This window comes from Paraburkholderia mimosarum LMG 23256 = NBRC 106338, assembly GCF_000739815.1.
GTDB classification, from domain to species: domain Bacteria; phylum Pseudomonadota; class Gammaproteobacteria; order Burkholderiales; family Burkholderiaceae; genus Paraburkholderia; species Paraburkholderia mimosarum.
On sequence record NZ_BBJJ01000041.1, the window covers coordinates 51,190 to 65,834 of the forward strand.

The 14,645-nt window shown below is 59.4% G+C and carries 13 protein-coding genes and 1 pseudogene; 1 reads left to right on the forward strand and 13 read right to left on the reverse strand.

Annotation, left to right across the window (positions count from 1 at the left end):
- Window positions 1–10: 10 nt before the first annotated feature.
- The 10 genes from BMI01S_RS24770 to BMI01S_RS24815 form a co-directional block, all read right to left on the reverse strand.
- Window positions 11–1,636, reverse strand: coding sequence for a 3-(methylthio)propionyl-CoA ligase (locus tag BMI01S_RS24770; RefSeq protein WP_028231813.1), 1,626 nt, complete (start codon window positions 1,634–1,636; stop codon window positions 11–13).
- A 78-nt stretch (window positions 1,637–1,714) separates the two neighbouring features.
- Window positions 1,715–2,557, reverse strand: a complete 843-nt coding sequence (locus BMI01S_RS24775) for an alpha/beta fold hydrolase (protein ID WP_028231814.1) — start codon at window positions 2,555–2,557, stop codon at window positions 1,715–1,717.
- Window positions 2,558–2,572: 15 nt separating this feature from the next.
- Complete coding sequence (bphC, locus tag BMI01S_RS24780; RefSeq protein ID WP_028231815.1) at window positions 2,573–3,445, reverse strand: biphenyl-2,3-diol 1,2-dioxygenase; 873 nt, start codon at window positions 3,443–3,445, stop codon at window positions 2,573–2,575.
- Window positions 3,442–4,290: a 3-(cis-5,6-dihydroxycyclohexa-1,3-dien-1-yl)propanoate dehydrogenase gene (hcaB, locus tag BMI01S_RS24785; RefSeq protein ID WP_028231816.1), complete on the reverse strand. Its 849-nt coding sequence runs from the start codon at window positions 4,288–4,290 to the stop codon at window positions 3,442–3,444. Before hcaB ends, bphC begins: the two co-directional genes overlap by 4 nt.
- Entirely contained in the window at window positions 4,291–5,502 is a 1,212-nt protein-coding gene (locus BMI01S_RS24790) for an NAD(P)/FAD-dependent oxidoreductase (protein WP_028231817.1), read from the reverse strand.
- Window positions 5,499–5,822, reverse strand: a complete 324-nt coding sequence (locus BMI01S_RS24795; RefSeq protein ID WP_028231818.1) for a bifunctional 3-phenylpropionate/cinnamic acid dioxygenase ferredoxin subunit — start codon at window positions 5,820–5,822, stop codon at window positions 5,499–5,501. Before BMI01S_RS24795 ends, BMI01S_RS24790 begins: the two co-directional genes overlap by 4 nt.
- Window positions 5,823–5,833: 11 nt before the next feature.
- Entirely contained in the window at window positions 5,834–6,382 is a 549-nt protein-coding gene (locus BMI01S_RS24800) for an aromatic-ring-hydroxylating dioxygenase subunit beta (RefSeq protein ID WP_051381474.1), read from the reverse strand.
- Window positions 6,372–7,694, reverse strand: a complete 1,323-nt coding sequence (locus BMI01S_RS24805; RefSeq protein WP_028231820.1) for an aromatic ring-hydroxylating oxygenase subunit alpha — start codon at window positions 7,692–7,694, stop codon at window positions 6,372–6,374. The genes BMI01S_RS24800 and BMI01S_RS24805 overlap by 11 nt, the downstream gene beginning before the upstream one ends.
- Before the next feature lie 386 nt (window positions 7,695–8,080).
- On the reverse strand, window positions 8,081–9,106 hold the full coding sequence (locus BMI01S_RS24810; RefSeq protein ID WP_028231821.1) for a helix-turn-helix domain-containing protein: 1,026 nt from the start codon (window positions 9,104–9,106) through the stop codon (window positions 8,081–8,083).
- A 55-nt stretch (window positions 9,107–9,161) separates the two neighbouring features.
- Window positions 9,162–9,815 carry a TetR/AcrR family transcriptional regulator gene (locus BMI01S_RS24815; protein WP_028231822.1) on the reverse strand — a complete coding sequence of 218 codons (654 nt, stop codon included), beginning with the start codon at window positions 9,813–9,815 and terminating at the stop codon, window positions 9,162–9,164.
- Window positions 9,816–10,254: 439 nt separating this feature from the next.
- Here BMI01S_RS24815 and BMI01S_RS39320 point away from each other — a divergent pair, with 439 nt between their 5' ends.
- Window positions 10,255–10,497 carry a hypothetical protein gene (locus tag BMI01S_RS39320; protein ID WP_081723494.1) on the forward strand — a complete coding sequence of 81 codons (243 nt, stop codon included), beginning with the start codon at window positions 10,255–10,257 and terminating at the stop codon, window positions 10,495–10,497.
- Between the two features lie 210 nt (window positions 10,498–10,707).
- Here the strand turns inward: BMI01S_RS39320 and BMI01S_RS44080 are convergent.
- From BMI01S_RS44080 to BMI01S_RS24830, 3 genes and pseudogenes are all read right to left on the reverse strand, one after another.
- A pseudogene (locus tag BMI01S_RS44080) lies at window positions 10,708–10,911 on the reverse strand (site-specific integrase); the annotation flags it as partial.
- A 555-nt stretch (window positions 10,912–11,466) separates the two neighbouring features.
- Complete coding sequence (locus BMI01S_RS24825) at window positions 11,467–12,657, reverse strand: adenylate/guanylate cyclase domain-containing protein (RefSeq protein ID WP_028231824.1); 1,191 nt, start codon at window positions 12,655–12,657, stop codon at window positions 11,467–11,469.
- 28 nt (window positions 12,658–12,685) lie between these two features.
- Window positions 12,686–14,284 (reverse strand): PAS domain-containing hybrid sensor histidine kinase/response regulator, encoded by a 1,599-nt coding sequence (locus BMI01S_RS24830; RefSeq protein WP_036045760.1) that lies wholly within the window; start codon window positions 14,282–14,284, stop codon window positions 12,686–12,688.
- Between the last annotated feature and the right edge of the window lie 361 nt (window positions 14,285–14,645).

The following is a 14,645-nucleotide window of genomic DNA, read 5'->3' on the forward strand; positions in this document are numbered from 1 at the left end:
GCTTCGATATTCAGCCCGTCGGCAATCGATACTCCTTGAACTGCTCTCGCAGTGCGGCTTTTTGAAATTTCCCGGTGGCGGTCATGGGCATGGCATCGACGAAAACCACATCGTCCGGAACCCACCACTTCGCAACCTTTCCTTCAAAAAACTGCAGCAATTCATCTCGACTGACATTCGCGCCGGCTTTTTTAACCGCGACCAGTAATGGGCGCTCGCCCCATTTCGGATGGCGCACGGCAATGCACGCGGCCATATGCACCGCCGAGTGAGCCGCTGCGATGTTCTCGATGTCTATCGACGAGATCCATTCACCTCCGGATTTGACGACGTCCTTGCTGCGGTCGGTGATCTGCATGTAGCCATCCGCATCGATCGTCGCCACATCGCCAGTTGGAAACCAGCCATCCTGCAGCGGCGACGTGTCGTTGCCGTAGTACGAATCGATCACCCACGGGCCACGAACGAAGAGGTCGCCGGCCGCTTTGCCGTCCCAGGGCAATTCGTGACCGTCACCATCTTCGATCTTGATGTCTATGCCTGCAATCACAGGACCTTGCTTCTCGAGGACCTTTTCTTGCTCGGATTCGGAAAGCGCGGCATGCTGACCTCGCAGCGTGCAGCTGGTGCCCATCGGCGAAGTCTCCGTCATGCCCCAGCCATGAACCACGTCGACAGCCAATCCTTTGAAGGTGCGAATAATCGAACGGGAGACGGCGGACCCGCCGATACCTGTTCGACGGAATGTCGAGAACGCGAGGTTGTTCGACCGGACGTATTCGAGCAAACCCAGCCACACAGTCGGCACGCCGGCGGAGAACGTAACCTTCTCCCGCTCGAGCAGCTCGTAGAGAGAAGCGCCGTCGAGCCTGGACCCCGGAAGCACCAACTTCGCGCCGACGAGCGCCGCGGAATACGGCAGCCCCCATGCATTCACGTGGAACATGGGAACCACGGGCATGATGACCTCCGACGCCGAACAACTCAGCGAGTCGGGCAAGGCGGAAGCGTACGTATGCAGAACCGTCGAACGATGCGAGTACAGCACGCCCTTTGGGTTGCCGGTCGTACCGGACGTATAGCAAAGGCCCGATGCGAGGTTCTCGTCCAACATCGGCCATTCGTAATTTCCGTCCTGCGCACCGATCAATTCTTCGTAGCAGAGCAAGGAAACGTTGCTAGCCGCGGGCATGTCCTCGCGACCGGCCATCATGATCCATGCCTTGACTCTTGGGCACCGTCCTCCGATTTCCTCGACGAGCGGCAAGAACTGAGCGTCGAAACACACGTACGTGTCTTCGGCATCGTTGACGATATGGACGATTTGCTCAGGAAACAATCGTGGATTGATGGTATGGCAGATCGCACCCGCACCTGGCACGGCGTAGTAAAGCTCCAGATGGCGATAGCTATTCCACGCCAGTGTGCCGATGCGATCTCCTTGTCGCACGTCGAGCGCCTCCAACGCCTGGGCCAGCTTGCGCGCGCGGAGCTCGCACTCCCGATAGGTATAGCGATGAATGTCGCCATCGCTGCTGCGCGAAACAATCTCGACGCCGCCGTTGTATCGGGCCGCGCGCCTTATGATCGAAGAGATGAGCAGGGGCGTGCTCATCATCCGGCCTCTCATTGCCATGGAAGATCTCTATTAGGTCGTGGTTCAACAATCATCGGCGTCGTATTCGCCTCAGCCGCCCTGCGCTTCTCGCGCCCGTCAACGCTCTTCCGAGAGGAAGGACGAAACGACTCGATTGAACCGATCCGCCCATTCCCATTGCGCCCAGTGGCCGCACTTCGGGAAGGTGTTGAGTTGCGCATTGGGAATACGCTTGACATAGATCATTCCGGTATCGAGTGGAACCACGCGGTCCTCTCTGCCCCAAATGATCAGTGTCTGGTGTGGCAGCGTCGCAAGGCCCGGGTCTCGCCAGAGTTCTTCGAACGGTTGTCCGGACTCCAGGCGCATCGGCGGCTGCGCAATGATGCGCGGATCCATTGCCGCTTCAAGTCTGCCCTTGACCAGTTCATCGGTGATCGCGGATTGATCGAACAGGCTCTCGCTGATGAAACTCTTCACCTTTTCCGCCGTAATGCCATCGCCCTCATAAGCGGTCGCCAACGTGCGGATCGCGGGCGTGGGCCATTGGCCAAGCGTCGGGAAGCCGCCGGCCGGCCCCATCAGCACGAGGCGGCCGATACGTTCCGGAGCAGTCAAGGCCATCTTCAGGGCAATCATTCCGCCGAGCGAATTGCCGATGACGTCAGCCTGCGCAATGGACAAAGATTCCATGAGACCGAGAATCGAGTTCGCCCACCAGCCAGGAATCGATACGCCAATCGGCCTCATGTCGGATTTGCCCCACCCGGCGAGGTCAGGCACGATGACACGGTGGCTGCGCGCGAAGAACGGCGCATTCCGGCTATAGTTCGACCAACCGGACGCGCCCGGCCCCGATCCCTGCAGCATGATCAGAGCCGGACCTTCACCCGCCTCCTGGTAGTGGATTCGGGTGCCTTCGAATTCGACGAACGCGCTGCGGAAATTCACTTCACTCATGTTGTTCTCCCAATCTCACTGGCCGGTACGCTGATGGCCCCACAGGCTGATCCGATCGTGACTCACCACCGTCCACGACTCGTCGACGCTTACCGCTCCCGCGCCGTATTCGACTTCAAACCCAGACGGCGTTCTCGCGTAAAAGGAGACCATCTGGTCGTTGGTGTGGCGACCCAACGTCATCGTGACCGGAACGCTCTGCTGCTTTGCGCGATCGAGCGCGAAGCCGACGTCGTCGATCGACGGCACCTGCAACATGAAGTGCTGCAGGCGCTTTGGGGCAGGCATTTCGGCGAAAGCCAACGTGTGATGCCGCGGGTTGCAGTGAAGGAAATGCAGTTCGAGCGTGTGGTCGGGACCGATCGGCATCGTGATGATGTCGGACAGTTTGAAGCCCAATCCCTGGCAGTAGAATTTGAGCGCTGCTTTGACGTCAGGAACAAGCAGCACGATATGCCCAAGCCCCTGGTCGCCGGTTTCGAAACCGTCGACCACAGCCGATCGGAACGGTGCTTCGCCGCGTTCGGTCGCGCCCCAGTACAGTTCCACTTGCATGCCGCACGGATCGGCGCAACGTGCTAGCCCGCGCACCTGCCGGCTGCGCGCGAGCTCGCCGGAATCGCTTTCGACGCTGTACCCCAGGTCCTGCAGGTGCCCGGCCATTCGCGCGAGGGCTTCCGGCCCTTCCAGTTCGAACCCTGCATAGGCGATGTCATCGCGTTCACCTTGTTCAACCGAAATCCGCCAGAGACGGTTATCGATACGATAGCGATCACCGGACGCGCTGTTTTCTCCAGGCATCAAGCCCAGGAATTCGGTCGCGTAACGTTTCCAGGCGGATAAGTCGGAAGCGTCGATTCCGATATAACCCAACGATTGCACCTTCATGCGACTGTCTCCTGATTGATTGAAAGTTTTTCGAGCAACCCGGCTCCGCCGCGGCTATCGATAAATCCTTGAACGGCTAACCCGCCGTCGTGTCTCAGGACCGTTCCGGTCGCCGGCACGTTGTCTTCGCGTGATGCGAAGAAAACATAGGCGCCGGTGTAGTCGGCCGGAGTCGGCAGATGACCGATCGGCACCACATGGCGAGCCATTTCGACGAACGGCTCCGCCGGAATCGTGGCATCCGAGAGTCCGAGCGACTTCACGCCGCTGAGGTTCGTGATCATTCCCCCCGGGGCAACGGCGTTGACGCGGACGAACGGCGCCAATTCGAAAGCGAGTTGCGTAACGATGCCGCGAATTGCGTGCTTGCTGGCTGTGTAGAGGACCCCGCCACCGTCCGACTGAAACGACGCGTTCGATGCCGTAAAGATCAGACTCCCGCGACTTTCGGCCAGCGCTTTCAAAGCGGCCTTGGCGAGCAGAAGATAGCCCTTCACGTTCACGGCGAACAATTCCTCGAACGCCGAAGAGAGCTTGTCTTCGGCGAGATCGACCAGTGCGACCTTGAAATCCCAAATCCCGGCGTTCCCGATCGCGCAATCCAGGCGGCCGAACTGAGCGACCAATCCATTCACTGCGCGAAGATTGTCCTCATACGACGTAACATCGCCCTGAAAGCTCATCACAGCATCACCGAGTGCAGCGCGGATTTCGGCGATCCGATCAGCCGAGCGGTCAAGCACGCCCACCCGCGCGCCTTCCGAAACGAACCGCTCGACGATGGCGCGGCCCAAGCCAGATGCGCCGCCTGTCACCAGCACGACCTGGTTTTCCAGTTTTTTCATTTAGTTCACCTTGTAGCTAAGCAAGCTGCGAAGCTCGGTAGAGGGATCGGCCAGCAGATCGGTCGGCACCGCGATTCGCGACTCAACGAGCCGTTTGGCCGTCGCGTATTCACGCGGGGCGTCGACTGTCGCAACGCCTTCCACCCGTCCGTTCGATACACGGAATACGGAAAAGGACGCGCCTGTCTCATCGCCCCGAATAACCATCCCTCCCGAGCCAGTGAGATCGCCTGCAAGTTGAATCTTTCGCCCGGCGATTTCGGTCCAGGAGAGCGCGGTCTGAGGCTGCTCGTTCACGCGCCCGATCATTGCGCATGCTGCGACGGCCGCCTGCGCCTGGCTGTTGAGAAAACTCTCGAGAGAGCGGCGCCCGCCTTCTACGAGCGGCCACGAGGCAACATCACCGGCAGCGAAGATTCCGGGAATGGTGCTGCGGCCCGCGGCATCGACGACCACGCCGCGCATACACGCCGCGCCTGCGGCTTGTGCGAGTTCGTCGCATGGTTGGGCTCCCACACTCAAGACAACGACGTTAGCCGGCAAGTAGGCGCCGTTCGACAATCTCACGCCTTGCGCCCGTGTATGACCTTCGATCGAAGCGACCGTCGCTGATCGATGAATAACCACACCGAGTTGCTCGAGTTGAACCCGCGCCCAATGGCCCATCATTCGCCCGAGCGCACGCTCCATCAGTTCCTCGCCAGACTCGACGACAGTTACCGCATGCCCGGCCTTGCGCGCGGTGCTCGCGACCTCGCACCCAATCAGGCCACCACCGATGACGACGATCTCGCTCTGCGCCGCTAGCGCGTCTCGAAGCGCGAACGCATCACCCAGCGCACGTAGCGTATAGACGCCTGGCAACGACACGCCGGGCAAGTCGACCTTGCGAGCCCGGGCGCCGGTCGCCAGCAAAATGCCGTCGGTCGCCACCGACGTGCCGTCGTCAAGCGCGAGTACGCCTGCGTCAATCGACACCGCGCGCGCGCCTCGACGCCAGTCGAGCTCCAACGCATTCAAGTCTTCCGTCGAGCACAGCACCGGCGGAGCGCCCCCGCACAGTGCTTCCTTGGATAACGCAGGCCGCTCGTACGGGTGCTGGGCCTCCTCGCCGACCAGGATGATTCTGTCGCTATACCCATTGGCACGAAGCGTCTGCGCCGCGCGTACACCGGCGAGGCCCGATCCGACAATCGCAAGCGGCTGTTTCATATGCCGGCCTCAGGTTCAAGATCGATCAGTACCCGGTCACCCACTACCTTGACCGGAAACACTTTGACGTCGCGTATGGCCGGCGGCGCACAGACCTTCCCTGTCTTCACGCAGAACTTCGCCATATGCAGGCTGCACTCGATCAGCCCGCCATCCAGGTAGCCGTCAGACAAGGACCAGTCGCCGTGCGGACACTTGTCCTCGATGGCGTAGAAATCGCCGTCGATCTTGAACACAGCGACCGCCTCGGGTCCAGCGTCGATCCTCAGCCCGGCGTCGCTCGGGACGTCCAATACTGAGCAAACATCCGTAAACGACATTACGCTCACCCTCAAAGGAAGAAACTGAGGTTGTTCGCGAGAAACGTCGTCTGATCGAGCAAGATGCGCCGACTGACGATCTGAAATCCCGCGTCCGTCTCGACGCAGCGCAGGCGATCATGGCGTTCCCCGATCAGGTAGTCGGTTTGTCGTTCCGACCTGCTGCGATAGGCGAGGAAGTTCGAGCGGACGAGGTATTCGCCCTGCCCAGCAGCGCTTGCGCGTACGTTCGTGATCAGATGCCGCGTGTGAGACGGCGGCTCCTCGGCCCATGCGGCGCCCGATTGAAGTTTGCGCAGACGAAGCTTGAGGTTTTCCTTGCTTTCGTCGAAATACGCGAGTTCATCAGGACTGGTCCATTCCAGTTTTCGCTCGCGCGGCCCCACGTTGCGGCGGATCGGCATCACATAACGGAGGTCGTCGGCCATCAGCTCGATCCACTCCGCGATGTTCCTGCCGTCGAGAAGCTCGGCTTCGAGAAAGAGGAACTGTTCGATCGCGAAGTGCTCTGCTGCCGAAACTGCGTTCGCGCGCGTCGCGGCGATTTCCTTAGCAACCATGGCCGGCCTCCTTGGCGCACGTATCGTTTTGCGTCGGAATACACATCAACTTGAGCCAGTGGCTATAGAGCCGCCGTGCGGCCTCCTCGCTGTAACAGCCCTCGACAGTGCCGGGGAACGCGGGATCCGCAGCGGGATTCATATCCTTACCCATCTGAACGCTCATGGTGGTACGGCGTGCCTGATGTCCGCGCAGCACGCGCTGGATCTCGACCCAGTTCTCGCCGTCGTCCTGTTCCCATGTTCCTGCGGGCGAGAAGGTACGCAACGTGGCTTGCCGGAGTTGCTCCTTTTCGGCAGGTGAAGCGTCGGAGTCGACCAGACAGAACGCCCAGACTTCGATTTCGCCAGGGCCACGCGGATGCCAGACGCGGCAGCTGTGCACGCCCCCGAAAAATGAGAACGTGGGAAACACGGTCATGTGTTGCGCGGTCACCGCGCTCACGCCAGCATTGTGAGCGGCATGCCGCTGAGCAAGGGCCACCGAATCGTATCCCGGCTCGCGCTGGCCAGCCTGCGACACAATCCAGTCTTCATGAAGGCCCGGGGCAAGGAAAAAGCCCGTGCCATGCCCCTGGTCCGATAAAAGTTGACGCCCCGGCAGCGGCAGTTCTTTGCCCGCATACTCCGGTGTTGTCGCAACTTGCACAGACACATGCGACATGACCCCGTGGTGCATATCGCTGGCGAATTGCTCAGCGGCAAGCTTCCAGTTGCAGGGGATGACCCACTTGTAGATCCCGCCGATCGGCTCCGTACCGGCAGGCGACCGATCGAGCAGTGCGTCCAGATACAGCGCGGCTTCGCCAAGCGATTCTTTCAGCGATTGTGCATGCTCGTCCCAGTTGGCGAAGATCAGTCCCTTGTAGCTTTCAACTCGAGGGACGCGCCTTGCAGGCCATTCTTCTTTGTTGAAACACGGCCCGTAGTGCTCCTCTGACGGGACGTTCACGAGAGCGCCGTCAATCCCATAGGCCCAACCGTGGTAACTGCATGTGAATGCCTTCGCGTTGCCCTGGTCCGCACGGCAAATCTTCATGCCGCGATGACGGCACTGATTGAGCATGACGGCGACCGACCCGTCCTTTTGCCGAACTGCAACGACGGGATCCTCCGCCATGTACGTGGAGAGGAAATCCCCGGTCTTGGGAATATGTTTCTCGTGAGCGATGAACAGCCACGACCGCCCGAAGATGCGGTCCAGTTCCTGCTCGTAGATACCCTGGTCGGAGTAGACCAGCGGACTGATCGTCCCCGCCTCTTCGTCGAACAGCGCAGAGGCAGGATAGCCTTGAATGGTGGTATCAGGCACTTGCGTCTCCTAGATAGTTGCCCATGGCGAAGCATCGGCTCTTATTGCGGTATGCGGCCGTTGGTGTGAGCGTCGCGCGCATTTCCGTTACTGGAACAATAGGCGTTCACGGACGGTCCACCTTTGCTCACAGCGCGGAAAAGCTTTGCTTGCCGGGCAGCGACATCCGCGGATCACATGGCGATGCTTCGCGCGACAGCATCGATGGATGATGCTGCCGGCCGCAGAGTGGAAACGTTGGGAGGGATGCCCGTTGTGACGGCATGACGAGCGTCATACCGCAGAGAGCGATGGACTTTAGTTGATAGCGCGTTCGCGCAGTGGAACGTGGCGCGTCAGCGCTGGCACGGGCACGGGCACGGGCACGGGCACGGGCACACAGATGTTCACATGACTTCCAGCTGGACGCCCCTTTCGGCGTCGACTGACGGAAGGCTTTCGCAGCGGATACGGTCTCTCAGTTGGCCTGGGCTTTCGCCAAATCGATTCTTGAAGGCTCGATTAAAGTGGCTAATGTTTTTGAATCCTTCTTCGTACGCAACCTGACAAATTGTTTCCCTAACCTGGCTCCTAAGAAGCAATCGATTTCTGCATCGCTCGAGCCGCTCCGCGATGATCCACTCTGTTACCGTCGTCTGACATTGAGCGAAGAGTTCATTCAGGCGACGAACGCTTATGCCCATGGCGCTTGCGATGGAAGATGGGGTAAGGGTGTCGTCGTGCAACCTGGCGACGATGTAAGACTTGATCCGCTGCAGAGTCGCGCGACTATACGTCGTTGCATGCCCCTCTCTCGCCACGATCGAACTCGCGCTTACCGCCGCCGCGATGAGATCCAGCAAACTGCTCTCCAGCCACGGGACGCTATCCCCTGCAATCGAATTCGCCGACTCGTATGTGGTCAGCAGCGTTCTCAACAGGACATGCATGATCCCGTGTCGGCTATCAAATTTTCTGTCTACGGCATCCTGAAAGATCACGCGTCTAATGTGTGATTCGATTTTCGGAAGACGTACCCATAGCCCATCAAAGCCTGCTGAGAACTCCATCCGGCTAGGGTGCTCCGGGCCGATGAGCGCAATGTCGCCCTCGTCCAGAGCGTAGTAGCTATTCCCGATTTCACATGACAGTTGACTTGCCAGAACGACAACTAGAATTAATTCGTCCTGCCCTCCTCTGCTGCTTTTCGAATCCCGATGGATTCTGAACGGACGACTGGAGGTCGCCGCCTTGGAACGCAGCATTTCAATGCTACTCAATCGGCGACTCGTAATCTTTCCGACCGGCTCAAATCGATTCTGGGAAGCCTCGAGTTCCAACCGCTCGCCGTGAAACGCCTCGCACAGCCGCTGCGATGTCAGACGCTCGAAGCCTTGTGGATCGGACGATAATTGTTGAATAGGTGCGTACATGTGTCTCCCCCATCATTAGTGGGTCATTTACGTTGTATTACCTTCTCGTGCCGCGCTACTGTGGAGCACAGCTGAGCGCCCTCCAGACAGCCTTCGTCGCAGCGCGAAGTGTTTCATCGTCTGACGATGCGCCATGTGCCGGCCGGACTAAAACGATTAAACCGGCCAAATGGGAGTACAGCAGACGACCGCGTAACGCGCACTCCCGGGGTGTAAGCGATCGATTGATCTTGGCCAGCAATCGGGCGAACGTCTCCTGGAATCGACGGTTGAAACTTGCCATCAAGTCTCGGGCAAATTCTTCGCGCTCGGCCATGCTCCAGACTTCCAGGCAAAATGGTGCAATGTGTGTACCACGCTTGACCAACTCGTCAAAGGCGATATCTGCGATGGCATCTAGCCGAGCCTCCGGCGATAGATCATCGTCGTCGACAACACTTTCATAGAGCGTCAGATATCGTGTTGCCACCGCCTCCAACGCCGCTCGCAAAAGGTCTTCTCTGGTCGGGAAGTAGTGCTGCAAGGTCGCCAGGTGGATCCCAACATCGCTCGCCACGCGGCGCAAAGCGAAGCCAACGTTACCGTACTGCGCGAGCACATTGATCGCGGCCTCCACGATTTCGGGGATTCGTGTCGTTCTGTTGCCGCGGCGCTTTGGCTCGTCGGCTAACTCTTTAGCCTCTGTCAGTTCAATCGCCAGTTCCCTCATCTTTGACCTCTTGCCGGCTGCCGCCGGTGTGCGCTTCGGACAGTCCAACCGCTCAAATCTCAACCCTCCCTCGACCGAGCGATCGCAGTCAGTTCATCGGTCCTCACCCTGGCCACCATGGCGAGCAACCACCTTGTCATGAAGAATATGTCACTCGACTGATAATTACCAGTCAATCGACCATGTAAAGATCTGACCCCCATAAATATAAGCTCTATTCTTCAGGGATATAGGTGATTTTCCTGGTGCTGACGGCCTTGATGTATCAGTCGCGCGACTGTATAAATCAGTCAATCGACCAATACTTGGTGCCCGACGCCCGCCCGGAAGTCAAGTTACCCGAAGACAATCGGAGCACCCGCGCCTTGGCGGTACCGCATGCGCCAAGGCGCGGACTCACAAGGTGGTCGAGTCGCAGTGACGGGTCATGGAGAGTAGGATGAACTACGATGGGTATTGTTTGCGCAGGTTGATCGACAAGTGGCTTGCCCCCTCCGACACGTCACCGATTCGCATCAAGCGCTTCCAGCTCAGCGACAAGGTATATCGCGAAGGACGCTGTGTCTGTGTTGAGTCCACCAAGCCTGGTCGATCGTTGGCGATATTTTTCTTCCGACACGATGACGGCTTATGGTATGTGTTTCCCCCAGCAGCAACACGACCGGCGATGCGCGCCGCTTGACTTGATGACTGGGTTCCCAGGACATCAAGTCGCTTGATCGACACCGGGCGCATGCATGCGTGTCCTTTTGCACCGTATCGGAAATACTGCCGGCTGCTGTTCCTCCAGCCCGTTAGCCACATGCGCTTGTGTCGGGGTCGTTTAGAAATCGCATCGGCGAAAGCCATTACTCAGAAAACGGTTCGCTCCGCCGAAGATGCACGCAGGGTTCTACGCGATCAGCGTCGAGTCAGATCCAGCAGGACTCAAATGGTCAGCACCGTTGGCTGCAGGGGTCTTCGCCAGCAATGCGTCCAGCATGTCCGCCCATGCCTGGAGCATCATCCTCCTCTGCTCGGCATATTCGGCCTTGTTATACACGGCCCGCACACCGCGCTGTTCATGCGCCAGACATTTTTCTATCCAGTCGCTGTTAACCTTCTTGAGTTTCTCCCGCATGCGGTCGCCCCGGGTCTTACGTTGAAGCTGGAAGGCACCGCGACGAGACTTGCCGCAGATAAAAATAAAACCCAGAAAGGTGAAGGTCTCCGGCCGTCCAAGACCACGACTTTGGCGGTTAGCCGCTGCATAGCGGCGAAAGTCCAGCAGCCTCGTCTTGTCCAGGTGCAGCGCAAGCGCAAACTCCTCCAACCTCGAATGCATTGCGTCCCAGAAGCGCCTCGCGTCGGCTTCGTACTCGAAGCCAACAACGATATCATCCGCATAGCGCGAAATCTGCGAGAATACATAAGCGCGTCAGGTGGAAACCTCGAGGACGCGTTATATCGCTATAGCGGGGGCGCCAAGGGCTATACACGACGCGTAGCCGATCGCTTAGCATGATGAAAGCGGAGTTCGGTTTGTAGTCGCGGCCTTGTTTGGATTCGGTTGTGTAATTCAAGAAGTAATTCGAATATTGTCGTGCGCAGGGAAGGCAAAGGATGGATCGCGCGGGAGATCTTGCCGCGGCGGCAGCGCCGCCTGGCCTCTTCAATTCTCAAAAGTACTGTTTCTGCCGATCAGGAACCACGTTTGGAGTTCGCCGATGCCTTTTGCCGCAATCGTGCCGCGTACCTCGAACACGAAAGGATCCCCCAGCCTCTCGCGAGTGGCCGCCGTCACCTGCACGCGCCCGGCCATGCCGTGCGACTCCATCCGGCTCGCCAGATTGACCGCGACGCCCCACAAGTCGTAGCTGAACTTGCGCTTGCCGATCACGCCGGCCACGACTTCGCCGCTGTTGATGCCGATTCGCAGCTGCAGGTTGGAGCGCCGCAGCGTGTTGAAGCGGGCCATCGCATCGATCATGTCGAGCGCCATGTGCGCCGCGCGCGCCGCATGGTCGTCCACCGGAGCAGGCAGTCCGGCGGCCGCCATGTACGCGTCTCCGATGGTCTTGATCTTTTCGAGGCCGCGAGCGTCGGCGATGGTGTCGAATTCCGTGAAAATATCGCCGAGGATCTCGACGAGTTGCTCGGGGCTCAGGCCAGCCGAAAAGCCGGTAAAGTTGACGATGTCCGCGAACAAGACCGACACCTCCGGGAAGCGGTCCGCAATCACCTGCGGGAAGCTGCTGTCGGCAATGTCATGAAGGTGGGCCTTCAACCGCTCCGCAATCGGGTGGGGCAGCATGTTGCGTAACAGCCGCTCCGATACTTTCTGCTCGGCGACGACCTTCGCATACAGACCTTTGAGTTCGTCGCTCTGGCGGCGAATCAGCTCGCGGCTCGCCTCCACTTCCCGCACCTTCTGCTCGAGCGCCTTGCCGTACTCGCGCGACTCGCGGTGCAGCAAGCGGACCTCCAGCATGTTATGGACACGCATCAGCACCTCCGCCAGATCGAACGGCTTGCTGATGAAATCCTTCGCGCCGGTTTGCAGCGCGCGCAATTTATGCATCGGCTGGGCGGTGATCGCGATGACCGGAAGATAGTTGTCCACTTCGAGCGACTTGAGACTCTCCATTACCTGAAAGCCGTCGAACCCGGGCATCTGGAGATCGAGCAGAATCAGGTCGTAGCGGTTGTGCCGATGAAGCTCGCCCACTGCAGCCCCATCCATAGTCGACGTGACGTGAGCATAGCCCGCCCGGCGCAGTATCTGCTCGAGCAGCAGGACATTCACTTCCAGGTCGTCGACGACCAGGATTTTCGCGTTAAGGATCGCCAGGGAATCGATCATGGTTCGGTGCCAGATGACCTGAATGCCACTAGCTCTTGCTTTCCACCAGTGCGATGGCTTCGCCGAGCGCATCCATGAACTGGTCGATCCTGATCGGCTTCGTTAAATAGCGAAAGAAGCCCGCCTTCAGCCCCTTCTCCACGTCGCGCGGCATCGCATTCGCACTGAGGGCCATAACCGGGATTTCCGCAGTCGCGGGATTCTTGCGCAATATCCTCAGAGCCTCGACGCCGCTGATGTCGGGCAGATTGATGTCCATCACAATCACCTGCGGCAGCGCACTGCTTGCCAGTTCGATACCGAGTTGTCCCGTCATGGCACTGAGCATCTGGATGCCCGCGTGCCTCGCCAACAGTTGCTCGACGAGTTTCAGATTGGCCGGATTGTCCTCGATATAGAGCACCGTATGCACGGGCGCCTCGGCGGCGGCCGCGCTCTCATGGACTGCGTTCGCGGGCACGGTGCGTGATGCGCTAGCCGTCGGCGCAATATCCGGAGCGGGCGCCGCATCGAGCTCGATCCAGAAGATGCTTCCTTTTCCCACGGCGCTTTCGACGCCGATCGCGCCGCCCATCAATTCCGTCAACCGCTTGGCCACCACGAGGCCGATGCCTGTGCCCTCTTCAGTGCCTGTGTCCTGTCCCAGACGGTTGAAGGGCTGGAAGAGTTGGCTTAACTGATCCGGCGACAAGCCCGAGCCTGTGTCGCTGACTTTGACGCGAACCCGATCCGGTACGCGCGTCGCGTCGTAACCGACGGTCACCGATCCCGAGGGGCGGTTGTACTTGATCGCGTTCGAGAGCAGATTAATCAGGATCTGCTTGAAGCGAGTCCGGTCGGCGCGGACGTGGCAGCGCGGCTCCACGCAGGGAAAGCTCACCATGATGTCCCGTTGCCGCGCCTGCGGCTCGATCATGGATTCACATTCGCGCAAGGTATCGCTCAACGATACCGGTTCGGGCGAAATGGACACTTGCCCGGATTCAATCCTGGCCAGATCGAGCACTTCGTTGATCAACGCCAGCAGGTGCCACCCCGCACGCAGAATCTGATCGATGCTCGCCTGTTGCGAGGGCGTGGGAGGCGGCGACTCGGACGCCATGAGCTGGGCAAAGCCCAGAATCGCATTGAGCGGGCTGCGCAATTCGTGGCTCATGCTGGACAGGAAGTCCGATTTCGCGCGGTTGGCGCGGTCGGCCGCGGCCAGCGCCTGCTTCTGGTCATCGATGTCGGTGACCGTCCCAACCCACTTGATGACACGACCCTGCGCGTCTTTCACCGGCGATGTCCGATTGAGATGCCATCGCCAGGTGTCGTCGGATTGTCTTTTTATGCGCACCTCCATTTCGGTTTCTTCGCCGCTTGCGAGCGCGCGCTTCCAGTTCGCGATCGCAAAATGCACATCATCGGGGTGTACCGTGGACGTCCAGTTCCATCCCTCGACCTGGGAAGAATCGAGCCCTGTATAGGTTCTGAGGCGCTGGCTGACGAAGTCGATCGAACCATCCGGTTCAGCGGTCCATACGATATGCGGTAGCGCGTCCGCGAGCGACCTGAAACGTCGTTCAACGTCGTCAACCTCAGTTTCACTACAAAGGCCATTTACTGTTGAAGGCTGCTTTTGCATGATCCAACCCCGAAACGCACACCGACGCATAGGTAGCGCAGCCACTGAACGTCATCTGGGCTGGACGGCATGGCCACGTCGCTAGCTCCCATACTCCTGCTGGCGTAGCAAAGCGTCAATGGGGACAGGGTATCCCTTGGACTGGTGCCCGGAACCGGCGGGATCGCAGCCTCGCCGCACTGGATCGCGCGAACGGTTCGCACTGGCGCCTCGCGCCGGCGCACGTTCGACCTACAACTTCCGCCGCGTATGTCATCACGGTTGTAAGGCAGTGGACGGCCGGGCGACCAAAAACACTCTAGTGTGAGCGTGAGTCTTCCGCAGAAACGTGCAACTCAACACGCCTATTAACATAAGTGTT

Excerpts from the sequence above, each read along its gene's own strand:
- BMI01S_RS24770 (WP_028231813.1), bottom strand. The coding sequence starts at position 1,636 with ATGGCAATGAGAGGCCGGATGATGAGCACGCCCCTGCTCATCTCTTCG.
- BMI01S_RS24775 (WP_028231814.1), bottom strand. The coding sequence starts at position 2,557 with ATGAGTGAAGTGAATTTCCGCAGCGCGTTCGTCGAATTCGAAGGCACC.
- bphC (WP_028231815.1), bottom strand. The coding sequence starts at position 3,445 with ATGAAGGTGCAATCGTTGGGTTATATCGGAATCGACGCTTCCGACTTA.
- hcaB (WP_028231816.1), bottom strand. The coding sequence starts at position 4,290 with ATGAAAAAACTGGAAAACCAGGTCGTGCTGGTGACAGGCGGCGCATCT.
- BMI01S_RS24790 (WP_028231817.1), bottom strand. The coding sequence starts at position 5,502 with ATGAAACAGCCGCTTGCGATTGTCGGATCGGGCCTCGCCGGTGTACGC.
- BMI01S_RS24795 (WP_028231818.1), bottom strand. The coding sequence starts at position 5,822 with ATGTCGTTTACGGATGTTTGCTCAGTATTGGACGTCCCGAGCGACGCC.
- BMI01S_RS24800 (WP_051381474.1), bottom strand. The coding sequence starts at position 6,382 with ATGGTTGCTAAGGAAATCGCCGCGACGCGCGCGAACGCAGTTTCGGCA.
- BMI01S_RS24810 (WP_028231821.1), bottom strand. The coding sequence starts at position 9,106 with ATGTACGCACCTATTCAACAATTATCGTCCGATCCACAAGGCTTCGAG.
- BMI01S_RS24815 (WP_028231822.1), bottom strand. The coding sequence starts at position 9,815 with ATGAGGGAACTGGCGATTGAACTGACAGAGGCTAAAGAGTTAGCCGAC.
- BMI01S_RS39320 (WP_081723494.1), top strand. The coding sequence starts at position 10,255 with ATGAACTACGATGGGTATTGTTTGCGCAGGTTGATCGACAAGTGGCTT.
- BMI01S_RS24825 (WP_028231824.1), bottom strand. The coding sequence starts at position 12,657 with ATGATCGATTCCCTGGCGATCCTTAACGCGAAAATCCTGGTCGTCGAC.
- BMI01S_RS24830 (WP_036045760.1), bottom strand. The coding sequence starts at position 14,284 with ATGCAAAAGCAGCCTTCAACAGTAAATGGCCTTTGTAGTGAAACTGAG.